At 72.7% G+C, this 24229-nt stretch carries 19 protein-coding genes; 6 read left to right on the top strand and 13 right to left on the bottom strand.

From position 1 onward, the window contains the following. The first annotated feature begins 8 nt into the window (after nucleotides 1-8). Complete coding sequence (locus NF681_01520; protein ID UST52284.1) at nucleotides 9-1088, top strand: tripartite tricarboxylate transporter substrate binding protein; 1080 nt, start codon at nucleotides 9-11, stop codon at nucleotides 1086-1088. Between the two features lie 61 nt (nucleotides 1089-1149). Here NF681_01520 and NF681_01515 read toward each other — a convergent pair whose 3' ends face one another. Together NF681_01515 and NF681_01510 are read right to left on the bottom strand one after the other, a co-directional pair. Beyond that, nucleotides 1150-2112, bottom strand: coding sequence for a PHB depolymerase family esterase (locus NF681_01515; GenBank protein ID UST52283.1), 963 nt, complete (start codon nucleotides 2110-2112; stop codon nucleotides 1150-1152). Nucleotides 2113-2179: 67 nt separating this feature from the next. Next, nucleotides 2180-3163 carry a tripartite tricarboxylate transporter substrate binding protein gene (locus NF681_01510; protein ID UST52282.1) on the bottom strand — a complete coding sequence of 328 codons (984 nt, stop codon included), beginning with the start codon at nucleotides 3161-3163 and terminating at the stop codon, nucleotides 2180-2182. Between the two features lie 146 nt (nucleotides 3164-3309). Here NF681_01510 and NF681_01505 point away from each other — a divergent pair, with 146 nt between their 5' ends. Further along, nucleotides 3310-4308 carry an aldo/keto reductase gene (locus NF681_01505; GenBank protein ID UST52281.1) on the top strand — a complete coding sequence of 333 codons (999 nt, stop codon included), beginning with the start codon at nucleotides 3310-3312 and terminating at the stop codon, nucleotides 4306-4308. Between the two features lie 41 nt (nucleotides 4309-4349). Here the strand turns inward: NF681_01505 and NF681_01500 are convergent, their stop codons facing one another. Further along, complete coding sequence (locus NF681_01500) at nucleotides 4350-5249, bottom strand: NAD(P)-dependent oxidoreductase (GenBank protein ID UST52280.1); 900 nt, start codon at nucleotides 5247-5249, stop codon at nucleotides 4350-4352. Between the two features lie 119 nt (nucleotides 5250-5368). Here NF681_01500 and NF681_01495 point away from each other — a divergent pair, with 119 nt between their 5' ends. Further along, the gene (locus tag NF681_01495; protein UST52279.1) at nucleotides 5369-7885 is read left to right on the top strand and encodes an AI-2E family transporter; all 2517 of its coding nucleotides are present in this window, start codon (nucleotides 5369-5371) and stop codon (nucleotides 7883-7885) included. Between the two features lie 8 nt (nucleotides 7886-7893). On the opposite strand, the gene NF681_01490 is transcribed toward NF681_01495, so the two are convergent. The 7 genes from NF681_01490 to NF681_01460 form a co-directional block, all read right to left on the bottom strand. Then, nucleotides 7894-8457: a hypothetical protein gene (locus NF681_01490; GenBank protein UST52278.1), complete on the bottom strand. Its 564-nt coding sequence runs from the start codon at nucleotides 8455-8457 to the stop codon at nucleotides 7894-7896. Beyond that, a complete protein-coding gene (locus NF681_01485) occupies nucleotides 8454-8687 on the bottom strand; it encodes a DUF2789 domain-containing protein (GenBank protein UST52277.1) in 234 nt (77 codons plus the stop codon). The genes NF681_01490 and NF681_01485 overlap by 4 nt, the downstream gene beginning before the upstream one ends. Nucleotides 8688-8761: 74 nt before the next feature. Then, on the bottom strand, nucleotides 8762-11269 hold the full coding sequence (locus NF681_01480) for a response regulator (GenBank protein UST52276.1): 2508 nt from the start codon (nucleotides 11267-11269) through the stop codon (nucleotides 8762-8764). Further along, a complete protein-coding gene (locus NF681_01475; protein ID UST52275.1) occupies nucleotides 11262-11720 on the bottom strand; it encodes a response regulator in 459 nt (152 codons plus the stop codon). The genes NF681_01480 and NF681_01475 overlap by 8 nt, the downstream gene beginning before the upstream one ends. Next, the gene (locus NF681_01470) at nucleotides 11713-13860 is read right to left on the bottom strand and encodes an ATP-binding protein (GenBank protein UST52623.1); all 2148 of its coding nucleotides are present in this window, start codon (nucleotides 13858-13860) and stop codon (nucleotides 11713-11715) included. Before NF681_01470 ends, NF681_01475 begins: the two co-directional genes overlap by 8 nt. Nucleotides 13861-14207: 347 nt before the next feature. Continuing rightward, nucleotides 14208-16187 carry an EAL domain-containing protein gene (locus tag NF681_01465; protein UST52274.1) on the bottom strand — a complete coding sequence of 660 codons (1980 nt, stop codon included), beginning with the start codon at nucleotides 16185-16187 and terminating at the stop codon, nucleotides 14208-14210. A gap of 164 nt (nucleotides 16188-16351) precedes the next feature. After that, complete coding sequence (locus NF681_01460) at nucleotides 16352-17233, bottom strand: SDR family oxidoreductase (protein UST52273.1); 882 nt, start codon at nucleotides 17231-17233, stop codon at nucleotides 16352-16354. Nucleotides 17234-17463: 230 nt separating this feature from the next. Here NF681_01460 and treF point away from each other — a divergent pair, with 230 nt between their 5' ends. Genes treF through NF681_01445 form a run of 3 tightly spaced genes read left to right on the top strand, consistent with a single transcriptional unit; the run spans nucleotide 17464 to nucleotide 20347 of the window. Next, nucleotides 17464-19080: an alpha,alpha-trehalase TreF gene (gene treF / locus NF681_01455; GenBank protein UST52272.1), complete on the top strand. Its 1617-nt coding sequence runs from the start codon at nucleotides 17464-17466 to the stop codon at nucleotides 19078-19080. A 42-nt stretch (nucleotides 19081-19122) separates the two neighbouring features. Beyond that, nucleotides 19123-19971 carry a serine protein kinase RIO gene (locus NF681_01450; protein UST52271.1) on the top strand — a complete coding sequence of 283 codons (849 nt, stop codon included), beginning with the start codon at nucleotides 19123-19125 and terminating at the stop codon, nucleotides 19969-19971. A gap of 19 nt (nucleotides 19972-19990) precedes the next feature. Then, nucleotides 19991-20347 carry a DUF1090 family protein gene (locus NF681_01445; protein UST52270.1) on the top strand — a complete coding sequence of 119 codons (357 nt, stop codon included), beginning with the start codon at nucleotides 19991-19993 and terminating at the stop codon, nucleotides 20345-20347. 61 nt (nucleotides 20348-20408) lie between these two features. Here the strand turns inward: NF681_01445 and NF681_01440 are convergent, their stop codons facing one another. The 3 genes from NF681_01440 to NF681_01430 are packed head-to-tail and all read right to left on the bottom strand — an operon-like array spanning nucleotide 20409 to nucleotide 24228. Beyond that, nucleotides 20409-22670 (bottom strand): xanthine dehydrogenase family protein molybdopterin-binding subunit, encoded by a 2262-nt coding sequence (locus NF681_01440; protein UST52269.1) that lies wholly within the window; start codon nucleotides 22668-22670, stop codon nucleotides 20409-20411. Continuing rightward, a complete protein-coding gene (locus NF681_01435; protein ID UST52268.1) occupies nucleotides 22670-23686 on the bottom strand; it encodes a xanthine dehydrogenase family protein subunit M in 1017 nt (338 codons plus the stop codon). Before NF681_01435 ends, NF681_01440 begins: the two co-directional genes overlap by 1 nt. Next, the gene (locus NF681_01430; protein ID UST52267.1) at nucleotides 23683-24228 is read right to left on the bottom strand and encodes a (2Fe-2S)-binding protein; all 546 of its coding nucleotides are present in this window, start codon (nucleotides 24226-24228) and stop codon (nucleotides 23683-23685) included. The genes NF681_01435 and NF681_01430 overlap by 4 nt, the downstream gene beginning before the upstream one ends. Between the last annotated feature and the right edge of the window lies 1 nt (nucleotide 24229).

Genomic DNA, 24229 nt, shown 5'->3' with positions numbered 1-24229 from the left:
TTTTCAAGATGACCGATTTCCAACGCACTTCCCTCGCCAGCGTCGCACCCACCACGACGGCACCGCGCGGCCGCGCCGTCACCGCCCGCGCGTCACGGCGCGCGTTCGGCGTGCTCGCGCTCTCCGGCCTCGCGCTCGCCGCCCTGGGCACCGCCGGGCCCGCCGCGCGCGCGCAGGGCGGCGCGGCCGACTACCCGAACAAGCCGGTGCTGATGCTGGTGCCCACCGCCGCCGGCGGCACCACCGACCTGGCCGCGCGCATGCTCGGCGTGCCGCTGGGCACGGCGCTCGGCCAGACCGTGGTGGTCGACAACCGGGGCGGGGCCAACGGCGGCATCGCGGCGGTGGCGGCCAAGCGCGCCGAGCCCGACGGCTACACGCTGCTGATGCAGTACTCGGGCTACCACGTCATCACGCCGCTGGTCAGCAAGCAGGCGCCGCAGTGGGACGCCAAGGACCTGACGCCGGTGGCCAACGTGCTGTCGGCGCCGCAGATCGTCGTCGTGCGCGCCGACCTGCCGTTCAAGTCGATGGCCGAACTCATCGCCTACGCGAAGGCGAACCCCGGCAAGCTGAATTACGCCTCGTCGGGCAACGGTTCGCTGCAGCACGCCACCGGCGCCATGCTGGAGCAGCAGGCGGGCATCCGGCTCACGCACATCCCCTACAAGGGCACCGGTCCGGCGCTGCAGGACCTCCTCGGCGGCCAGGTCGACCTGACCTTCGGCACCGCCCCGCCCTTCGTGCCGCACATCCAGTCGGGCAAGCTGCGCGTGCTGGCGACCACCGGCAAGGCCCGCCTGGCGAGCCTGCCCGACGTGCCGACCACCGCCGAGGCCGGCCTGCCCCGGCTCGACGCCACCTCGTGGTTCGGCGTCTTCGCGCCGGCCAGGACGCCCCGGCCGATCGTCGACAAGCTCTCCGCCGACATCGCCAAGGTGGTCTCGACGCCGGCGTTCAGACAGAAGGCGCAGGACCAGGGCGCGACGGCGGACTACCTGAACCCGCAGCAGATGGACGCGCTGGTGAAGGCCGAGTCGACGCGCTGGACCGAGGTCATCCGGGCGGCGAAGATCGAGGCGGACTGACCGGGCGACCGCCGGCGCGACCGCGACCGCGACCGTGCCGGCGACGGTGCCGGCACCGGGCTCAGTCGCCCGGCCGGCGCGGGTTCTCGAGGAAGAAGCGCAGCATCTCGGCGCTGGCCGAGACGCCCGCCGGCTCGGTGTAGCTGCCCCGCGCATCGCCGCCCGACCAGGCGTGGCCGATGCCGTGGAGTTCCCAGTGCTCCACCGGTCCCGCCGCGGCCGTGGCCGGATGGCAGGTGCGGGTGTAGCGCCGTCCCCGGGGCGAGACGCCCTGGAGGCGCCGGGCGCCGGCGCCGCCCATGAGGTCGAGGCCGCGCGCGGCCTCGACCACCGCCACGCCGTTGGACGGGTGCACGACGTCGTCGGCATCGCCCTGGAACACGATCGTCGGCCGGCCACCGACCCGGCCGACGGCCGGCCGCACGCCGTGACGCATCGCCGCGAGCGCCGACATGGCGTCGCCCGCCGCGCCGCGCGGCAGGCCCGAATGCACGCCGGCGGCGGCGAACAGGTCGGCGTGGCAGTCCGCCAGGATGGCCGCCATCGAGCCACCGGCCGACAGCCCGGCGACGTAGACCCGCGCCGGGTCGACGCCGTGGGCCTGCACCACCGCGCGCACCAGGCCGGCGAGCATCGCCGGCTCGCCCCGGTCGCGCTGCTGGTGCTGGGTCTTGAACCAGTTCCAGCAGCCGTGGGTGTTCGAGGCCTTCTTCTGCGCCGGATAGACCACCACGACGTTGCGGGTGCGCGCCAGGTCGTTCATGCCGGTGCCGAGCGCGAAATCGAGCGGGTCCTGCTGGCAGCCGTGGAGCATCAGCACCAGGGCGCGCGGGGGGATCGCACCGGAGACCAGCGGCGGCACGTAGAGGCGGTAGTCGATGCGCCGGCCTTCGAGCGTGACCTGCTCCTCGGTCCAGCGTTCGGGCACCAGGGTGACGGGGGGCGCCGGCGCCCGGCGCGACGGCAGGTGCCGGCGGAGGAGAGAGACGACGCGTTCGTACAGACGCCGCAGGGAGAATTTCATTCGGAGCCACGTGACGGACAGGACGCCCCATGGTAGACGACCGTCCCGCCGCGCCGCCCGAGGACGCTCAGTCCAGCGTCGCGCCGGAAGCCTTCACGACCCGCTCCCACTGCGGAAGCTCGGTGCGGATCAGCGTCGCGAAGGCGGCCGGGGTGCCCTTGAAGACCTCGCAGCCCTGGGCGGCGAGCTGGTCCTGGACGTCCTTGCCGTCGAGCGCCTCGGCCAGGGCGGCCTGCAGCCGCTCGACCACCGGCTGCGGGGTGCCCGCCGGCGCGAGCAGGCCGTACCACGGCGTGGTGCCGAAGCCCGGCAGCGTCTTCCCGATGGTGGGCACGTCGGGAAAGGCGGCGATGCGTTTCTCGTTGGCCACGCCCAGGAGCTTCAGCTTGCCGCCCTTGATGAACGCGATCGACGAGGGCAGGCTCTGCACCGACAGCGGCAGCTGGCCGCCCACCACGTCGGTCACGGCCGCCGCCGAGGTGCGGTAGGGCACGTGGACCATCTCGATGCCGCCCTGCTTCTTGAGCTGTTCGCCGATGAGGTGGTTGAGCGTGCCGTTGCCCGCCGACGCGTAGCTGATCGAGCCCGGCGGCGCGGCCTTCACACGCGCGATCAGTTCCCTGACGTTGTTCGCCGGGAACGCCGGGTTGGCCACCAGCACGTAGCCGGCCGTGGCCACCGTGCCGATCGGCGTGAAATCCTTGACCGGGTCGAAGCCGATGTTCTTGTAGAGCCACGGGTTGACCACGTGCGCGCTGTTGGTGGTCAGCACCAGCGTATAGCCGTCCGGCTTGGCCTTGGCGACGTAGGCGGTGCCGATGTTGCCGCCGGCGCCCGGCCGGTTGTCGATGACGACGCTCTGCTTGAGCAGCACCGCCAGCTTCTGCACCACGATGCGCGCGATGGCGTCGTTGGCCCCGCCCGCGCCCTGCGGCACGACGATGGTGACGGGCTTGTCGGGATAGGCGCCCTGCGCGAGGACGGGGGCGGCGAACAGGGTGGCGAGCAGCGGCAGCGCGAGCCGTCGCGTCAGGGTCGGCGGGATTCTCATGGGTTGTGTCTCCGGATGCTTGGAATCGCCGGGTGCGCCGGCGTGGACGGGGTCCGGCCGGGAATTTGCCATGAAGGCGGCTTGTTCGCCGCCATCCGACCCCTTCGGCTTGCAGACCGGTGGGGCAAATTCCGGTAGACCGAAGCATGCCCGCCCCCGTTAACCGCTCCGCTTCCCCGCTCGCCCGGTCGGGCCCGACCCGCGCGCAGGTCCTGCGCGGCGCCGCTGGACTCGCGCTGTCGGCCATGCTGCCGGCCGGCGCCGCCGCGCCCGCCACCGTGCCGTCCACCACGCCGCCCGCCACCTCCTCGACCCCGCCCATGCACACCCGCCCCGTCCCCTCCACCGGCGAGGCCCTGCCGGTCATCGGCTGCGGCACCTGGGTCGGCTTCGACCACGCGCCCGGCAGCGCCGAGCACCAGCGCCTGCCGGGCGTGCTGCGCGCGCTGTTCGACGCCGGCGGCCGCGTCCTCGACAGCTCCCCCATGTACGGCCGCTCCGAGCAGACCACCGGCGAACTGCTCGCCGAGCTGCCGGCGCCGCGACCGCCGGCCTTCGTCGCGACCAAAGTCTGGACGCGCGGCCGCGCCGCCGGCCTCGCGCAGATGGAGCGCTCCTTCGCGCTGCTGGGCACGCGGCGCATCGACCTGATGCAGGTGCACAACCTGGTCGACTGGCGCGTCCAGCTGGCCACGGTGCGCGAGCTGAAGGCGCAGGGGCGCGTGCGTCACGTCGGCATCACGCACTACACGACGGCCGCCTTCGACGAGGTCGAGGCCGTGCTGCGCGCCGAGCCCCTGGACTTCCTGCAGATCAACTACGCCCTCGACGACCGCGAGGTCGAACGCCGCCTGCTGCCGCTGGCCGCCGAGCGCGGCGTGGCGGTGATCGTCAACCAGCCCTTCGGCGGCGGCGGCCTGCTGCGCCGGCTGCGCGAGCGGCCGCTGCCGGCCTGGGCGGCGGAGATCGGCGCCGCGAGCTGGGCCCAGGTGCTGCTGAAGTTCACGCTGTCGCATCCGGCCGTGACCTGCGTGATCCCCGGCACGAGCCGGCCGGAGCACATGGCCGACAACGCCCGCGCGGGCACCGGTCCCCTGCCCGACGCGGCGTTCTGGCGCGGCCGGGTCGCCGGCGTGCTCGCGTGAGGCGCGCCGGCGCCGCGAAGTCGGCTGTGGCCGTGGCCGGTTCAGCGGCCGTCGCCGCGGCGGGTCAGTTGCGCGACCAGTTCGGGCACCAGCGCTTGCGGGTCGCCGTGCGTCAGGGCCTCCTCGAAGGTCCGGCGCACGCCCTCGGCGATGGCCCGCGCGGCGTGGCCGTCCTCGGCCATGGCGGCGTAGTAGCCCAGGTCCTTGGCCGCGTTGGACATCGCGAAGCGCAGGCCGCTCGCGTCGCCCGAGAGCAGGACCGGCCGGAGCCGCTCCAGCGCCATGCCGCCACCGCCGCCCTTGGCCAGCACGTCGACGAAGACCTCGGGCGCGACCCCGGCGCGCGCGGCGCAGGCGGCGGCCTCGGCGATCAGCGCCACCGAGCCCAGCGACACGTAGTTGTGCAGCAGCTTCATGCGGTGGCCGGCGCCCACCGGCCCGACGTGCGTGATGTTCTCGGCGAAGCACGCGAGCAGCGGGCGGCACTGCGCGAACAGCGCGTCGTCGGCGCCCACCAGCAGGTTGAGCCGGCCCTCGGCGGCCTCCTTGGGCGTGCGCGTCATGGCCGCGTCCATGAAGCGCCCGCCGGCCTCGGCCACGCGCGCGGCCAGGCGCTCGGTCGACGCCGGAATGGCGGTCGAGCAGTCGATGACCACGCCGCCCGCACGCAGCGCGCCCAGCGCGCCCCCCTCCCCCAGCAGCACGGCCTCGACCTGCGGGGTGCCGGTCACGCACAGCAGCAGCACGTCGACCGCCGCGGCCAGCTCGGCCGGCGTGCCATGGACCGTCGCGCCGCCCGCCACGAGGTCGTCGATCGGCTGGTTGCCGGCGTGCGCCAGCACCGCGAGCGGGTGGCCGTGCTTCTGGATGTTGAAGGCGATGCCGTGGCCCATGAGGCCCACGCCGATCAGGCCGATGCGTTGTCGTGCTTGCGGTTCCATGCGTGTCTCCTGCGCGATGCGCGCGTGAAAAGTGGCTGCATTGTGGGTTCGAAGCCGCCGGCTTTCACACCGATCTTTCCCTTGGCCGTAACCTCGGGTTTCCCTACCGGAGCTTCGCAGTGACAGATTTCGAGAAGTCGACGCCGGACGCGCCGTCCCCACGCCCCCGCGAGCCCGTCGAGGATCCCGTCGAACAGAGCCACCTGGCCTCGCTGCGGCAGATCAACGAACCCGGCAGCGTGCTGCTGACGCTGCTGCCCGAGCTGCGGCTGATGATGGGGCTGGTGACCGCGGCGATCATCATCGCGGCGCTGTATTTCGGCCGCGACATCCTGATTCCGCTCGCGCTGGCCATCTTCCTGGGCTTCGTGCTCGATCCGCTGGTAGTCCGGCTCAAGCGGCTGGGCCTGCCGCGCATGCCGGCGGTCGCGGTGGTGGCCGTGGCCACGCTGGTGCTCATCGGCCTGACCGGGCTGTTCCTGGCCAACCAGGTCAGCACGCTGAGCGCGCGCCTGCCCACCTACCAGAACAACATCGTCGACAAGCTGCGCGACCTGCGCGAGGACGCCGACAAGCCCGGCATGTTCGACGGCGTGTCCAAGACCTTCGAGACCCTGCGCCGGGAGATCAACCTCCCGGTCACGCCCAGCGTCCCGGCGGCGGACCCGACGCGCCCGGGCGCGCGCGAACTGACGCCGCGGCGCGTGGTGATCGAGGAGACGCCGCCGTCGGCCTTCGAGACCGCCACCGAATGGCTCAGGCTGGGCAGCGGCCCGCTCGCCACCGCCGGCATCGTGATGGTGTTCGTGGTGCTGATCCTGCTCGACCGGCTGGACCTGCGCGACCGCATGCTGCGGCTGTGGGGGGGCAGCCTGCACCGCTCGACCGACGCCATGGACGAGGCCGGCGCGCGCATCAGCAAATACCTCACCATGCAGCTGATCGTGAACGCCAGCTACGGGCTGCCGCTCGCGCTCGGGCTGTGGATCATCGGCATCCCGGGGGCGCTCCTGTGGGGCGCGACGGCGATCGTCATGCGTTTCGTGCCCTACGTCGGCCCGATGATCTCGGCCGCGTTCCCCCTCACCCTGGCCTTCGCCATCGACCCGGGCTGGCACATGGTGCTGTGGACGCTGGCGCTGATCGGCGTGCTGCAGATGATCAGCAGCAACTTCGTCGCGCCCTGGCTCTACGGCGCGAGCACCGGACTGTCGGCGATCTCGCTGATGGCCTCGGCGATCTTCTGGACCGCGCTGTGGGGACCGGTCGGGTTGGTGATGTCCACGCCGCTGACGGTGTGCCTGCTGGTGATCGGGCGCTACCTGCCGCGCCTGCAATTCCTGGACGTGCTGCTGGGCAGCCAGCCGGCGCTCGACGCGCCGACGCGCATCTACCAGCGCCTGATCGCCGGCGACGTCGAGGAAGCCATCGAACTCGCGCACGAGCAGACCAGCAACGTCAAGGTGACCGCGTTCTACGACCAGGTCGGCCTGCCGGTACTGCGCATGGCCAGCCAGGACCAGGGCAGCGCGGCCACCGCCCACCACCGCCATCGCATCGTCATCGGCATGGAGACGCTGATCGACGACGTGGCCGAGCAGCACGCCAGCGCCCTCGGCGCGGCGCTGCCGACGACCGTGTGCATCGGCGCGAAGTGGGAAATCGACACGCTGGCCGCGCGCATGCTGGCGCACTCGCTGTCGCTGGAGGGACTGCCGGCGGAGCATCGCCCGGCGGCCACCATCAGCGCCGACTACATCGCCCGCCTCGACCTCAAAGGCGCGCAAGTGGTGCTGCTGTCGTACTTCAGCCGCGACCCGCAGGTTCCGGCGCGCCACTTCTGCCGCCGCCTGCGCCGGCGCTGGCCCGACATTCACATCATCCTGGGCCTGTGGAACGCTCCGGCCGATCTGCTGGGCGAGGCGGCCTGCAAGTCGCTGGGCGCGGACGCCGTGGTCACCTCCGTCACGGAGGCCGTGATCCGCATCGTCGCGCTGACCGGCGCCAAGCTCGACCAGGGCTTCATGGCGCCCCAGGTGCCGGCCGACGACGCCGTGCGGATGGAGGCGCTGCGCACCAGCGGCGCGCTCGACGCGCGGGCGATGCCGCTCTTCGAGGCCGCGTCCAAGCGCGCGGCCGACATCTTCGACATGCCGCTGGCGATGGTGTCGCTGATCGAGGAGGACCGCCAGAACGTGCTGGCCGCCCATGGCCCGCTGGTCACGCCCGACGCCTCCGGCGTCGCGCCGGTGACCGCGCAGGAACTCGACCTGCCGCGTTCGCTGTCGCTGTGCGGCCACGTGGTGGCCAACGCGCAGACGATGGTGGTGCCCGACGTGAGCCGTGACCTGCGCTTCGCCGGCAATCCGGCCCTGGGCGCCAAGGGCGTGCGCTTCTATGCCGGCGCGCCGCTGCGCGACGCCGCCGGGCACGTCCTGGGCACGCTGTGCCTGCTGGACGTGGAGCCGCGCGCACTGAGCCAGCGCGAGGTCAAGCTGCTGGAGGCCATGGCCGACGACGTGATGACCCTGCTGCGGCAGAACCGTGCGCAGTGGGGCGACCCGCTGCCCGCGGGCGGCGACCCGTTCGGTCCACCCGCCTCGGCCACCGTCGGACAACCCCTGCTGGCAGGCTGAGCGCTCGTTCAGAGCGCCCGGCCGTCCTTCACCACGCGCAGCTTGCGGACCAGCCGTACCGTCGCGCCCCGGGCGTCGACGGTACGCTGGACATAGACGTCGGTGTCGCCGTCGACCCAGGCCGCGATCTCGCTGCCGGGGTCGCGCGTCGCCAGTTCGGCGCCGAAGCGCTCGCGACCCCAGTCACGCAGCGCGGCGAAGGCGGCTTCGCCGCGATCGGGCGCGTCGAGGCCGGCGGCCACGTGCTCGACGCGGACCAGACGGCCCCCACCGAAGAAGAAGACGGGCTCGGCATCCAGCGCATCGGCGATCCGCACCGGGGGCGCGTGCCAGGTGCCGGCGACGCCACCGGCCAGGCGCTGCGGCCGGGCGACGCGGCTGGCGTCGGGAACGGCGGCGCGCAGGGCGTCGGCGTCCATGCCCCATCGGACGCCGGCCGGCAGTTCCTGCGCGAGCGCGACGGCGGACATCGCGCCCAGCCCGATCGCCAGCGCCAATGCCAATGCCGGCATCCGTTTCGCCGCGACACGGAGCGCGCGCGCGGCCGCCAGGGCGAGACCGGGCGTCCTCAATCGCGCAGCATCACGTTGAGCTGGTCCACCACCGGGATCCACTCCGCATCGTCCTTCCACTCCTCGCGCAGGAACTGCGCCTGGGCCGGCGTCCAGAACGGGGCGTCGGGCAGGGCCACCTCCTGGGGAACGGGACGGTTCTCGGCCACGAAGCGGTCGATGTCGGCGGCTTCGCTGGGCAGGCCGAGCTGGTCGAAAAGGGTCTGGAGGGTAGGGGTCGTGGTGTCCATGGAAACGTAAGCCTGACGGGATCGAGTGAAAAGGCGATTGGAAGGCACGGCGGCGCCGCCCGGCGTAGGAAGAATCAGTCGCTCTCGATCAGGTCCTTGACGCGCCTCGCCAGCACGTCCATGTCGAACGGCTTGGTCATGACGTGCATGCCGGGGTCGAGGTGGCCGTGGCTGAGCACGGCGTTCTCGGCGTAGCCGGTGATGAAGAGCACGCGCAGGCCCGCCCGCACGCCCCGCGCCGCATCCGCGACCTGACGGCCGTTCATGCCGCCGGGCAGGCCGACGTCGGTGACCAGCAGGTCGATGCGCGCCGGCGAGCGCAGGTGCGCCAGCGCCTCGGCGCCGTCGGCGGCCTCCAGCGTGGCGTAGCCCAACTCCTGCATGACCTCGACGACGAGCATCCGCACGGCCGGCTCGTCGTCCACCACCAGCACGCTCTGGCCCCGGTCGGCCCGCGGCGCGACGACCGCCGGCGCGCTCGCGGCGACGGGCTCCGCCGGCGCCGCGTGCCGGGGCAGGTAGAGGCACACCATGGTGCCCTGGCCGGCTTCCGAGTAGATGCGCACCAGCCCGCCGGACTGCTTGGCGAAGCCGTAGATCATCGACAGGCCGAGGCCCGTGCCCATGCCGATCGGCTTGGTGGTGAAGAAGGGGTCGAAGGCGCGCGCGGCGACCTCGGGGCTCATGCCCACGCCGTCGTCGCTCACGCACAGCGAGACGTACTGGCCGGGCGCGAGTTCGCGCTCGCGCGCGGTGCGTTCGTCGATCCAGCGGTTGGCGGTCTCGACCACCAGCCGCCCGCCGCCCGGCATGGCGTCGCGGGCGTTGATGCACAGGTTCAGCAGCGCGTTCTCCAGCTGGCTCGGATCGGCCAGCACGCTCCACAGGCCGACGGCGGCGATCGTCTCCAGGTGGATCTCCGGGCCGATCGTGCGGCGCAGCAGGTCCGCCATGTCCGCGACGAGCCGGTTCACGTCCAGCGACTTGGGCGCCAGCGTCTGGCGGCGCGAGAACGCCAGCATCCGGTGCGTGAGCGCCGCCGCGCGCTGCGCCGCGCCCTGCGCGACGCCGATGTAGCGTTCGAGTTCGGCCGTCCGGCCCGCCGCGCTGCGCCGCCGCATCAGTTCCAGGCTGCCGGTGATGGCCGCGAGCAGGTTGTTGAAGTCGTGCGCCAGTCCGCCGGTCAGCTGCCCCACGGCCTCGAGCTTCTGGCTCTGGCGCAACTGCTCCTTCGCGGCCTCGAGTTCGGCCTCGCGCTCTTTGTCCTCGGTGATGTCGCGCGCGGCGGTGTACATCAGGCCGCGGTCGGGCACGGCCGTCCAGGCCAGCCAGCGATAGCCGCCGGATTTCGTGCGGTAGCGGTTGACGAAGCGCTGGGTGCGCTGGCCCTGCGCCAGGCGCCGCAGCTCGTCCTGCGTCGCGGCCAGGTCCTCCGGATGCACCAGTTCGCGAAACGGGATGCGGCGGATCTCCTCGGCGCTCCAGCCCAGGACCGCCTCCCAGGCCGGGTTCACGCTCTCGAAGAAGCCGTCGGGGTTGGCCACGCCGAGCAGGTCCTGGTTGAGCTTCCAGGTGCGGTCGCGCTCGTAGGTGCGCTCCTCGACCTGCCGCTCCAGGGACGCGGCGAACGCGGTCAGTTCGTGCTGCGCGTCCAGCCGCGCGATGGCCGTGCGCACGCGCTCGCCGATCTCGCGGATGAACGCCAGGTCCTCCGCCGGCCAGCCGCGCACGGCGCCGTGGTTGGCATAGAGCAGGCCGACCAGCCCGCCCTTCTCGGTCAGCGGCATGTTGACGAACGCCCGCGCCTGGATGGCCACCAGCGCGTCGGCGTTCGCGGCCGTGCGGGCATCGACATAGGCGTCCCCGATGGCCACGGTCACGCCGCGACGCAGGTCGTCGATGTAGGAGCCGTAGTCGCGGAACCGCAGCGCGCCCGCCAGGCTGGGCACGCCCGGCAGGGTCCAGTCGCGGTCGATGGTGATGACCTCGGCGATGGTGTCCACCACGCCGTAGCCGGCGCGGTCGACGCCCAGCTGCCGCCCGACGATCTCCGCGGCGGCGTAGGCGAGTTCGCCGGGGTCGTCCAGGTCGCGGATGCGGTCGCTCAGCTCGACCAGCGCCATGCGCCGGGACTCGACCCGCACGAAGGCGTCGTCGGCCTCCCGCAGGCGGCTCTCGGCGGCATGGCGCGCTGCGAGTTCGGCCGCCTCGCGCAGCGCCCGGTCCAGCACCACGGGCAGGCGCGCCATGCGGGCCTTGCTCACGTAGTCGGTGGCGCCGCGCTTGAGCAGCTCGACCGCGTTGTCCTCCCCGATCACGCCCGAGACGAAGACGAACGGGACGCCCGGGTGGTGCGCGCGCGCGAAATCCAGCGCCTGCACGCCGGAAAACCCGGGCAGCTCGACGTCCGAGAGGATCAGGTCGAACGCCGTGGCGGCCAGCGCCGCCAGGAAGCCCGCCTCGTCGCGCACCCAGGTCGGCTGCGCCTGGGGCAGCGCGCTGGCGAGGGCCTCCAGCACCAGTTCGGCGTCGAAGCGCGAATCCTCCAGCAGCAGCACGCGCAGCGGCGCCGGACTACTCATGGTGGCGCGCGCTGCGCAGCGAGCCCGGCGGCGGCTCGTTGAGGACGGCCCAGAACACGCCCAGGTCGGAGATCGCGGAGACGAAACGGTCGAACGCCACCGGCTTGACCACGTACGCGTTGACGCCGAGCTGGTAGCTGCGCAGCACGTCCGACTCCTCCTGCGAGGAGGTCAGCATCACCACCGGGATGCTGCGCAGCGCCGGGTCGGCCTTGATCGCCTCCAGCACCTCCAGCCCGGTGACCTTGGGCAGCTTCAGGTCGAGCAGGATCACCGCCGGATTGCCCTCCCCGCGCCCGGCGTGCTCGCCCTCGCGCAGCAGGTAGTCCAGCGCCTGCGCGCCGTCGCGCAGCGCCACCACTTCGTTGGCCAGCTGGCTGCGCTCCAGGGCGACCAGGGTCAGCTCGAGGTCGCGCTTGTCGTCCTCGACCAGCAGAATCGGTTTAAGCATGGGTTCCTTCTCTTTGCGTGGGGACGCCGTCGGCGGGCGGGCGGCGGGGCAGCACGAAGCCGAAGCACGCCCCCCTGCCGAGCTCGCCACGGGCCCAGACCGTGCCGCCATGGCGCTCGACGATGCGCCTCACGTTGGCCAGTCCGATGCCGGTGCCCTCGAATTCGTCGATCGTGTGCAGGCGCTGGAACACGCCGAACAGCTTGCCCGCGTATTTCATCTGGAAACCCACGCCGTTGTCCTCCACCTCCAGGCCCTCGCCATCCTCGCGCCGCACGGCGCGCACGGCGATGCGCGCCGGCCGGCTGCCACGCGAGTACTTGACGGCGTTGCCCAGCAGGTTGCGCACGGCCACCTGCAGCAGCAGCGCGTCGGCGTGCAGCACGGGCAGGTCCGGGGCCACCGCCCACTCGATGCCGCGCCCGGGCTCCAGGCGCTCGAGTTCGCCCACCACCTCCTCCACCAGCGTGGCGGTGCCGATGGCGCGCAGCTTCAGCGCGGCGCGGCCCATGCGGGAGAAGTCGAGCAGCCCGTCGACCAGCTTGCCGGCGAAGGCGGCGGCCTCCTTGGCGTGCGCCAGGTAGCGCAGCGAGCGCTCGCCCAGGCCGGCGCCCTCGGACTCCACCACCAGGTCGACATAGCCGGCGATGTGGCGCATCGGCGCGCGCAGGTCGTGGGAGACGGTGTACGAGAAGGCTTCGAGTTCCTTATTGACGCGCCCGAGTTCGGCCGCCACCTGCGCCATCTCCTCGGCGCGGCGCAGCACGATGCCGATGAGCGCCTGGCGCAGCTCGGCGGCGGCGCCGACCTCGGCCTCGGTCCAGGGCGCCGCGCGCCCCCGGATCGTCTCGACCCAGCTCGCGAAACTGCGCCGGGGGTGGATGCGGCCGTCGTCCGACGGCGCCGCCTTGCGCGGGTCGCCGGCCCAGGTGATGGTCTGCAGCACTTCCGGACGGAACCACAGCACCAGGTGGCGGTGGACCTGCGAGATCGAGATGGCCAGCACGCCGGCGGCCACGTGCGCAAAGGCGGCTCCGGGCGCATGGTGCGAGGCCAGCCCCTGCGTCTCGAAGACCTCGCGGCCGCGCCCGTCGATCCACTGCGCGAGATCGAGGATGTCGGCGTGCGCGGGCGCCTGGCCCACGCTCCACACCCGGTCGTCCCGCACCACGGCGGCGCCGCTGGCGCGCGCCAGGCCGAGCAGTGCGTCCGGGTGGTCGACCAGCCGCGCGAGCGTGGCGTCGCCGTCGGCGAGCCGCGCGACGATGTCCAGGGTGAGGTGGCGCAGCTCGAGCCGCTCGGCCACCGCGCGCCGCGCCTCCAGCACCTGGACCTGCAGCGCCAGCAGCTGCCCCAGGTGCTCGCAGGCGAGGCGTACCGCCGGCACCAGCCGGCGCGGCGCGTCGTCGTGGCAGGAGATCAGGCCCCAGAGCCGTCCCTCGACGGTGATGGACACCGACATCGAGGCCCGCGTGCCCATGTTGCGCATGTACGCCAGATGCACCGGCGAGACGCTGCGCAGCTGCGCCTGCGACAGGTCGATGCCCGACACCGACGCCGCATCGCCCGCGTGCGTCCCGGTGGCCACCAGCGCCACCGGGTCGTAGTGGGCGTCGACGATGAGCCGGAACGGATTGAGCACGTACAGCTCGCGCGCCTGCCGGGGGATGTCGCTGGCGGGAAAGTGGTGGCCGGCGTGGCTCGCATAGCCCGCATCGCACCGCTCGGCCAGCACCTCGCCATGGCCGTCGGCGTCGAAGCGGTAGACCAGGCAGCGCCCGAATCCGGTCAGGCGCTTTATCTCGGCGGCGACCAGCGCCGTCGCGTCGTCCAGCGTCGCCGTCTCCTGCAGGCGGGGCAGGAACCCGCGCGCGAGCGGATGGACCGGCACCCGGCCGACCGGCGACTCCGGCTCCGGCGCCTCGAACTCCAGCACCAGCCGGTCGCCGCGCCGGTGACCCGACAGCGCCCAGGCCGCGCCGCCGAGCAGCACGTCGCCCAGCGCGAGCGGCGCCTCGCCATCGACCAGCGCCGCCAGCGCCGCGTGCGGCAGGGCCGCCGAGGCGTCGCGCAGTTCGGCCGCCGGCCAGTTGGCGCTGTGGGCCACGGCGGCGGCGTCCGTCGCGTCGAGCACCAGCATCCGTCCATGCGGCTGGATGGCGCCGGGCACGCGGATGGGTTCGAGGTCGCAGGTGGTGAGGTCGGCCACCGACGGCACGGCCAGGTCGGTGCGCGGTGCGTCGATGGGGGTGTCGCGCAGGGCGGCGTCGTTCGGCGTGGGCACGGTCTGGGCGTCGGGGACGGCGTCTTCTGGGAGGCGGGAAACGGTGGGCAAACGGGCGGGAACGGTCGATCGAGTCAGCGCAGACACGGCCCGTGGATTATCGGATGATCGCAGTTCGGCCGCGCCGCCGGGTCTGTCCACGCCCGCTCGGCGAGTAGGCGCATTTCGCGTGGTCCGCGGCCCTTCGGACATCGCGCCGGAAGTCAGACCGCCGCGGCGCGCCGCCGTTCGGCCCACGCCACGACCTCGGCCAGCGGCGCCGGCCGCGCGAAGTGGTAGCCCTGGCCGAGCGGGCAGTCCAGCACGCGCAGCACGTCGAGTTCGTCGACCGTCTCCACGCCCTCGGCCACCACCTCGATGTCGAGCGCGCGGCCCAGCCGCACGATCGCGTCCACCAGCACCCGGTTGCCCGACGAGCCGCCCAGGCCGGCGACGAAGCTGCGGTCGATCTTGACCTGGCGCACGTAGTGGTCGCGCAACGAGGCGAGCGACGAATAGCCCACGCCGAAATCGTCCACCACGATCGTCACGCCCGCCGCCGCCAGCGCGCTCAGGCAGCCGCGCGCGGCCGGCGTGTCCAGCGCCACTTCTTCCGTGATCTCGATCTTCAGGCGCTGCGCGGCGACGCCCTGCTCGGCCAGCAGCCCCAGCACCAGCCGGTCGACGGCCAGCTGCGCCATCTCGCGCGGCGAGACGTTCAGCGCGATCGGCACCGCCGCCAGCGCCCCGCCCTGCGCCTCCAGCTCGCGCAGCGTCCGGCATACCTCCTCGACGATGTAGCGCAGCAGCGCCTCGGCCATGCCGGCGGCGGCGGCCGCGAAGATCACCTGCTCGGGCGGCATGCGCCCGTGGCGCGGGTGGTCCCAGCGCAGCAACGCCTCCAGGCTGTGGACGCGCTGCGTGTCCAGCGCCACGACCGGCTGGTACCACATCGAGATGGCGCGCGTGCGCATCGCGCCCTCCAGGTCGCGCTCGATGTCGCGGCGCACCGCCAGGCGCTTGTTGAGCGCGTCGTCCACGATGCGGAAGCGGTTGCGCCCGGCGCGCTTGGCCTCGTAGAGCGCCTCGTCGGCCAGGCTGATCATGTCGACGATGTCGGTGTCGTGGGCGATGGCGATGCCCACGCTCAGGCCCATGTGGCTGCCGCTCGCGGGCATGGCCGCGGGCAGCGCGGCGATGAGCGACTGCGCCAGCGCGGCGGGCGCCCGGGCGCGGTCCTCGTCGTGGTTGCACAGCACCACGAACTCGTCGCCGCCCCAGCGCCCGACGATCGCGCGCAGGCCGTCGAGCTCGCGCTCTAGCCAGCGCGCCACGTCCTGCAGCACCCGGTCGCCGGTGCGGTGGCCGAAGGCGTCGTTGACGCCCTTGAAGCCGTCGAGGTCGAACAGGTACAGGCAGTGCGGCCGGCCGGGCCGCTCCCCGATGCGGCGCGCGGTCGCCTGCGCGAAGCCCTCGCGGTTGAGCAGGCCGGTGAGCGGGTCGTGCGAGGCGCGGATCGCCAGGTGCTCGGCCGATTCCTGCAGCGCCTCGTGCGCCGCGCCGAGTTGCGAGGCCATGGCCGTGGCCTTGTTCTTCAGCAGGCAGCCGCTGCGGATGCCGCGTTCGCTCTGCACCGCCGCGCGCACCAGGCCGGCGAAATACACCACCACCATCGCCGCGAGGCACCGCCGGTCGAAGTCGCCCGTCACCGCCAGCCAGACGGCGCCCGACAGCAGCGGCGGCGCGATGAAGCCGATCGGCACCGCGGCGTAGGCGATGCCGTAGCTCACCGCGCCGGCACAGATGCCGCACACCATCGCCATGTAGAACAGCGTCTGCGGCGAGGTGTAGCCCGCGCACAGCACCGGGACCAGCGCCCAGACCGCGCCCGCCACCACGGACGCGGCGACCATGCGCCGCAACTGCCGTTCGACGCCGGCGGCCGAGTCCTCGAACGGCTGGCCGCACAGCACGTGGCGCGCCACGTTCACCACGACCGAGAGCGCCAGCCAGGCCAGCCCTTCCGCGACCAGGCCCGCGTGCGCCGCCACCAGCATCGCCGTCACGCTGAGGATCAGGTTGATCGGGATGGCGCTGCGCACGCTGGCGCGCAGCATGACGAGCTGGTCGCGGCGCACCATGCGGGCCAGGGACGCTTCGTCGATGTCTGCGCTGGCGGTGAGGGACGACGGGCTGGGATTCATGGGTGAGGACGAAGCGACGAGAGCCACCTCGGCCTCCGATCGAGCGCGAGCATATCGGCTGCCGGCACGCCCGGCGTCCCGAACAGCGCCACGATCACCCGACTTATCGCGTCATCGACACCGGCGGCCCTGGCCCGCGCGCCGTGTCGCGCGTGGCGGGACGTTCAGCCCCCGTGCGCGAACTCCGGATAGAGCGACATCCCGCCGTCGACGAACAGCGACGTGCCCGTCACGTAGTCGGACGCGTCCGAGGCCAGCCAGACCGCCGCCTGGCCGATGTCGTCGGGCTCGCCGATGCGCTGGTAGGGCACGAGCTTCATCAGCGCGGCGTACGCCTCGGGGGTCTGCCACGCCTCGGTGTTGATGGGCGTGCGGATGGCGCCCGGCGCGATGGCGTTCACGCGGATGCGCTGCGGCGCCACCTCCTGCGCGAGCGTCTTCATCAGCATCGACACGCCACCCTTGGAGGCGGCGTAGTTGGCGTGGCCGGCCCACGGGATGACTTCGTGGACCGAACTCATGTGGATGATCTTGCCGGCCGCGCGCGACACGCCCGCATCGACGCCCCGGCGGGCGAATTCGCGCACGGCGGCGCGTGCGCACAGGAACTGGCCCGTGAGGTTGATGCCGATCACGGTGTTCCACTGGTCGATCGTCATCTCGTGGAGCGGCGCGTCCTTCTGGAGCCCGGCGTTGCACACCACGATGTGCAGCGTGCCGAAAGCCTCGATCGCCCGGGCGAACATCGCTTCGACCTCGGACTCGTCGGCGACGTCGGCGCGCACGGCGATGGCCCGCCGGCCGCAGGCCTCGATGTCGGCCACGGCGGCGTTGGCGCCCTCCTCGTCGTGCGCGTAGTTGACGACCACGTCCGCGCCGGCGCGCGCCAGGGCGAGCGACACCGCGCGGCCGATGCCCGAGCTGGCGCCGGTGACCAGGGCCGGCTGGCCCCGCAGCACCGGGGCCACGGGCGTGGCCGGCGCACCGGCGGCGGAGGAGGAAGACGCGTTGGCGTCGGAGGCAGTGGAAGGCGAGGATGGGTTCATGGTGCGGACAGGCCGTGGCCGTGGGAACGATGGAGGAGAAAAACCGCAGTCGGACGACGACCCTGCCCTTGCCGCCGCCCGTCCCGTGCCAGCCTTCCCTGCAAGCGTCCGCCGGACAAGCGCTGGCGTCGCGCGCGGCCCGGACGACGCCAAGTCGGCGCGCCGTCCGGCCCGCGCTGCGTGCGGGCCGGGTCCGGCGTGCGCCGGGGCCTGCGGCACAGTCCTGCGCCATGCAGCGCACTCCTCCCGACGCCGCCGCGCGCCACGCCGCCGCCGCGGCCGTTCCGCCCGCCGACACGCACTCCCCCGCCGACCGCTACGCCGAGCTCTTCGTCGCGGTGCAGCGCGCCGGCGTCTTCGACGATTCCAAGACCTTCGTGGACTGCGCGCCCCGCCAGGCCCCCGAGGCCATCCTGGCCGCCTACCGCCGGACCTGCCACAACGCGGGCTTCGACCTGCGCGCCTTCGTCGCCGCGCACTTCGCGCCGGAACCGCATGCCGCGCAGCGCCGTGGCGGGGTCGCGCCCGGCCTGCCGCTCGCGGCGCACATCGAGGCGCTCTGGGACGAACTCACGCGGCATCCGTCGCGCCATCCGCACCGCGGCTCGCTGCTCGCGCTGCCGCACGCCTACGTGGTGCCGGGCGGGCGCTTCATGGAGATGTACTACTGGGATTCGTACTTCACCATGCTCGGCCTCGACGCGAGCGGGCGGACGTCGCTGCTGCACGCGATGACCGACAACTTCGCCTACCTCATCGACACCCACGGTCACGTGCCCAACGGCACCCGCACCTACTACCTCAGCCGGTCGCAGCCGCCGGTCTTCGCATTGATGGCCGAGCTGTGCGAGTCGCACCGGGGCCACGGCTGCGGGCACTACCTGCCGCAGATGCGGCGCGAGCACGCCTTCTGGATGGACGGGGCCGAGGGCCTGGCGCCGGGCACCGCGCACCGCCGCGTGGTGGCCCTGGCCGACGGCACGCTGCTCAACCGCTACTGGGACGACCGGGACACGCCGCGCGAGGAATCCTGGCGCGAGGACACGGCGACGGCCACGCGCGCCAGGCGGCCGGCGGCGCAGGTCTGGCGCGACCTGCGGGCGGCGGCCGAATCGGGGTGGGACTTCAGTTCGCGGTGGCTCGACGACGCCGCGCCGCACGCCGAGCCCGCCGACGCGCTGGCGACGATCCGCACGACGTCGATCCTGCCGGTCGACCTCAACGCGCTGCTGCACAAGCTGGAGACGACCATCGCCCGCCTCGCGCTGGCGGCGGGCGACGGCGCCACCGCGCGGGACTTCGAGGCCCGCGCCGAGGCACGGCGACGCGCCATGACCGCGGTCTTCTGGTGCGAGCGGACCGGCGCCTTCCTGGACCACGACTGGACCACCGGCACCGCCCGGCGGCACCTCAACGCGGCCACGGTCACCCCCCTGTTCACCCGCACGGCGACGCCCGGGCAGGCGCGCGCGCTGGCCGCGACCGTGCGTGCCCACCTGCTGGCGCCGGGCGGCCTGGCCACCTCCCTGACCGAGAGCGGCCAGCAATGGGACCGCCCCAACGGCTGGGCGCCGTTGCAGTGGCTGGCGGCCGAAGGTTTCGAAGCCTACGGCCACCACGCTCTGGCGAACGACATCCGGGCCCGCTGGCTCGACACCGTCGAGCGCGTCTACGACGCCGAAGGCAAGCTGGTGGAGAAGTACGCCCTGCGTGGCAGCGCCCGCGAGGCGCCGTGCGGCGGTGGTGGGGGCGAGTACCCGCTGCAGGACGGCTTCGGCTGGACCAACGGCGTGGTGCGCGAATGGCTGCACGAAGGCCACGGAAAACCCCCGGCCGACCCGGCCTGACCCGCGGCGGCGCGCTTCGGCGCGCCGGCGCAGAATGCCCGCATGAAAGCACCCCCCCGACTCCAGGTCCTGATCGACGAAGGCCTGATCGACACCGTCGTGCGCCAGCTCATGAGCGGCAAGGAAGCCATGGTCTACGTCGTGCGCTGCGGCGACGACACCCGCTGCGCCAAGATCTACAAGGAAGCGACCCAGCGCAGCTTCCGCCAGGCGGTCGACTACACCGAGAACCGCCGGGTCAAGAACACCCGGCTGCAGCGCGCGATGGCCAAGGGCACGAAGTTCGGCAAGCAGGCCACCGAGGCCGCCTGGCAGAGCGCCGAGGTCGACGCCCTCTACCGCCTGGCCGATGCCGGCGTGCGCGTGCCGCAGCCGTACAACTTCGCCGACGGCGTGCTGCTCATGGAACTGGTGACCGATGCCGAGGGCGACGCCGCGCCGCGCCTGAACGACGTGGTCTTCACGCCCGAGGACGCCGTGCGCCACCACGCCAGCCTGATCGGCGAGGTCGTGCGCATGCTGTGCGCGGGCATCGTGCACGGCGACCTGTCGGAGTTCAACGTGCTGCTGGCGGCCGACGGCCCGGTCGTCATCGACCTGCCGCAGGCGGTGGACGCCGCCGGCAACAACCACGCGCGCCGCATGCTGCTGCGCGACGTCGACAACCTGCGCGTGTTCTTCGGTCGCTTCGCTCCGGAACTGCTGCCCACGCGCTACGGCGAGGAGATCTGGCACGTCTACGAGCGCGGCGAACTCGATCCGTCGACCGTGCTCACCGGGCGCTTCGAGGCTCCGCGCGGGGCGGTGGACGTCGGCGGCGTGCTTCGGGAGGTCGACGATGCGAAGGCGGAGGAAGCGGCGCGGCGCCTGCGCATGGCGACGGCGCGCTGAGACACGGGAGGCCCGAGCGATGCGTTCGATCCCTGCCCTGGCCGCCGCCGTGCTGATCCTGGCGTCGGCGCCGTCCGCTCCCGCATTCGCGCAACCGGCGACATCACCCCCGACGACGGCGGCCGAAGCCGCCGACTGCCGCGCCGAGGAAGCCGCGCTGGTTCAGGCGATGGACGCGGCCCGCGCCCGGGGCCGCATGCTGCAGCGGCGCCAACTCGCCGAGCAGCTCGAGGCGGTCCAGCGCCAGTGCGGCACCCGGCCGCCCACGGAGAGCCGCGAGGACGCCATCGCCCGCCTGCAGGCGGAGATCCTCGAACTGCGCAAGGAACTCGACCGCGCCGAGACCGATCTGCGCAAGCTGCGACAAGGGCTCTGAGCATCCGCCGGAACCCGGCCGGCGATGCCGGGGCATCGGTCGGCACCGGGCACGACCGGCTTCAGAGCAGCTTGTCGATCGTCACCGGCAGGCTGCGCTGGCGCTTGCCGGTCGCGTGCCAGATGGCGTTGGCGACCGCGCCAGCCGTGCCGACGATGCCGATCTCGCCCAGTCCCTTGACGCCGAGCGGGGTCACGTTCGGGTCCGGCTCGTTGACGAAGATCACCTCGATGCTGTCGATGTCGGCGTTCACCGGGATGTGGTATTCGGCCAGGCTGTGGTTCATGACGCGGCCGAGCCGGTGGTCGGTCATGCCTTCCTCGTGCAGCGCCATGCCGATGCCCATCACCACCCCGCCCAGGATCTGGCTGCGCGCCGTCTTGGGATTGATGATCCGGCCGGCGGCCACGGCGCAGACCACGCGCGTCACCCGCACCACGCCGAGGTCCTCGTCGACCTTCACCTCGACGAAGATCGCGCTGTGCGTGTTGCGCGCCCGGGTCATCGAGCTGACCATGTCGCCCACGCCCGACTTGGCGGTCTGTTCCTCCTCCAGCACCGCCTTGCCGGTCGCGGCCATCGCCTCGGCCAGGCTGACCGAGCGCGAGGGATCGGCCTTGACCGTGATGCGCCCGTCGCGGAACTCGACCTCGTCGAACTTCACCTTGCCCAGCGGGGCGCCCTCGATCTCCAGGGCCGCGTCGTGCAGCTTCAGGGCGATGCGCCGGCAGGCCAGCTGCGTCGCCGCGCCCGAGGACGCCGCGCCCCACGAACCGCCTTCCACCGGCGAGGCCGGCAGGTCGCTGTCGCCCAGCCGGGCGGTGATGCGCCCGAGCGGCACGCCGAGCGTCTCCGAGGCCACCTGCGACACCACCGTGTAGGTGCCCGTGCCGATGTCCGAACCGGCGGTGGCGATCTCCAGGTCGCCGGCCGCGGTCAGCCGCGCGCGGGCGCTGGTCTTCATGAACATCGCGTCCCACATGCCGGTGGCGACGCCCCAGCCGACCAGCTCGCGGCCTTCCTTCATGGAGCGCGGCGCCAGCGAGCGGGCCGACCAGCCGAAGCGCTCGGCGCCTTCGTGGTAGGCCTCCCGCAGCGCCTTGGAGGTGTAGGGCTTGTCGTTCATCGCGTCGACTTCGGAATAGTTCAGCCGACGGAATTCGAGCGGGTCCTGGCCCACCGCGTGCGCCATCTCGTCGATCGCCATCTCGAACAGCGTCATGCCCGTGGCGGCCCCGGGCGCGCGCATGTCGCCGGGCGTGTAGGTGTCCACCGGCGCCAGGGTGTAGGCACCGGTCGCGTTCTCGCACGCGTAGTTCATCAGGCCCCAGTTGCACACCACTTCCATGTAGTTCTCGAAGCGCGACGTGGTGGTGGTAGCGTCGTTGAGGATGGCCTGCAGGTGCCCGGCCTCGTCGGTCGCGAGCGACACCGACTGGATCGCCTCAGGCCGATGCACGTGGCTGAACATCTGCTGGCGCGTCAGCACGACCCGCACCGAGCGCGACAGCATCTTCGCGGCCATCGTCGCCAGGTACACGTGGTACTGCGGCCGCAGGCCCGAGCCGAACGCGCCGCCGACGAAGGCGTTGACCACGCGGACGTCGGCCTTCGGGAAACCGAAGATCGACGACAGGTACGCCTGGACGTTCTGCGACCCCTGCGTCTTGTCGTAGACGGTGATCTTGCCGCCTCCCTCCCACACCACCGTGGCGGCGTGCATCTCCATCGGGTTGTGGAAATGCGACGACAGGCGGTAGGCGCCCACGTGCTTCACCGGCGCGGCCGCGAAGGCGGCCTTGGCGTCGCCGCGCGGCTTGGGCGGCGCGAACGTGCTGCGCTTCTTCGAGGGTTCGAATTTCTCGCGCATGGCCGCGTCGAAGTCGGTGTTGTGCGGCTCGACGTCGTATTCGACCCGCAGCAACGCGGCGGCGTCGCGCGCGGCTTCCAGCGACTCGGCCACCACCAGCGCGATCGGCTGGGCGCTGAAGGCGATCTTGTCGTCGTACAGCGCCCGGAACGGCGAACCCGGCACCGACACCTCGTCGGTGTAGTTGCTGTCGCGCAGCGGCAGGTGCGGCCGGTTGGCGTGGGTGAGGATCTCCACCACGCCCGGCACGGCCCGCGCCCGGGTCTCGTCGAACGCGACGATGCGCCCCTTGGCGATGTCGCTGGAGACCACCCAGCCGTAGAGCAGGCCACTGGCCGCGTACTCGGCGGCGTAACGGGCGCGGCCGGTGACCTTCTCCAGGCCGTCGACGCGGTTGAAGGCGTCGCCGATCCGCACGCTGCGGGTCGATTCGGAAGTCGTCGTCGTGTTCATCAGGCCACCCGCTTGTCGATTTGGGATTGGGGCGTGCCGTCGGCCGCCTGCTGGAGCGCGCGCACGATGGCGCGACGTGCCAACTCGATCTTGAATTCGTTGTCGCCGCGTCCGACGGCGCCCTCCAGCAGGCGGCGCGCCACGCCGGCGAACGCCTCGTGGGATGGCATCGCGCCGACCAGCATGGCCTCGGCCTCCGGCACGCGCCACGGCTTGTGCGCCACGCCGCCGAGCGCGACGCGCGCGGTCTCGATGCGGCCGTCGACGCCCACCTTCATCGCCACGGCGACCGACACCAGCGCGAAGGCGTAGGACAGCCGGTCGCGCAGCTTCAGGTAGGTGAAGTGGGTCGCGAAGCCCTCGGCCGGCAGGTCGATGCCGGTGACCAGCTCCCCGGGCGCCAGCGTGTTGTCGCGCGCCGGGTCGTCGCCCGGCAGGCGGTGGTAGTCGGCGAACGGGATCGTGCGCTCGCCGTCCGGCCCCTCGACCCGCACGGTGGCCTCCAGCGCGGCCAGGGCGACGCACATGTCCGACGGGTGGGTGGCGATGCACTGCTCGCTCGCGCCCAGGATGGCGTGGATGCGGGTGACCCCGCCCAGCGCCCCGCAGCCCGATCCGGGCTCGCGCTTGTTGCACGCGGTGGCGGTGTCGTAGAAGTAGTAGCAGCGCGTGCGCTGGTTGAGGTTGCCGCCGTTGGTCGCACGGTTGCGCAGCTGCGGGCTGGCGCCGGCCAGGATGGCGGAGGCCAGCAGCGGGTAGCGCTCGGCCACGCGGGGGTCGTAGGCGGTGTCGGCGTTGGTGGCCAGCGCGCCCAGACGCAGCCCGCCGCCGTCGAGCTCCGCGATGGCCGCGAACGGCAGGCGCTGGATGTCGATGACCGAGACCGGCCGCTCGACGTTCTCCTTCATCAGGTCGACCAGGTTGGTGCCGCCGGCCAGGAAGCGCGCGCCGGTCGCGCTGCCCAGGCGGACGGCCTCCGCGCCGTCTTGGGCCTGTGCGTAGTCGAAGCGGTTCATGACGAGGCTCCCTCGCGCTGGAGCACGTGCATCACGGCATCGGCGATGTTGGTGTAGGCGCCGCAGCGGCACAGGTTGCCGCTCATCAGTTCGCGCACCTCCTCGCGGGTGCGGGCCTTGCCCTCGGCGATCAGTCCGCGCGCCGAACAGATCTGGCCCGGCGTGCAATAGCCGCACTGGAAGGCGTCGTGGTCCATGAAGGCCTGCTGCAGCGGGTCGAGTTCGCCGCCGTCGGCACCGCCGGCCAGTCCCTCGATGGTCTGCACCTTCGCGCCGTCCACCGAAACCGCCAGCACCAGGCAGCTGTTGACGCGCTTGCCGTCGAGCAGCACCGTGCAGGCGCCGCACTGGCCGTGGTCGCAGCCTTTCTTGGTGCCGGTGAGGTGCGCCTCCTCGCGCAGCAGGTCCAGCAGGGTCACCCAGGGGGCGACGCGGGTGGGATGCGCGCTGCCGTTGAGGTGCAGCGTGATGGGCAGGGTGGTATCGCGCGTGGCGGTCTCGCGCGTCCCGGCGAGGGTCGCGGGGTGAACTGTGTCGTCCATG

The sequence above is a fragment of the Comamonadaceae bacterium OTU4NAUVB1 genome (assembly GCA_024372625.1).
GTDB lineage: Bacteria > Pseudomonadota > Gammaproteobacteria > Burkholderiales > Burkholderiaceae_C > Variovorax.
This window is presented reverse-complemented; position numbering and strand designations above follow the sequence as displayed.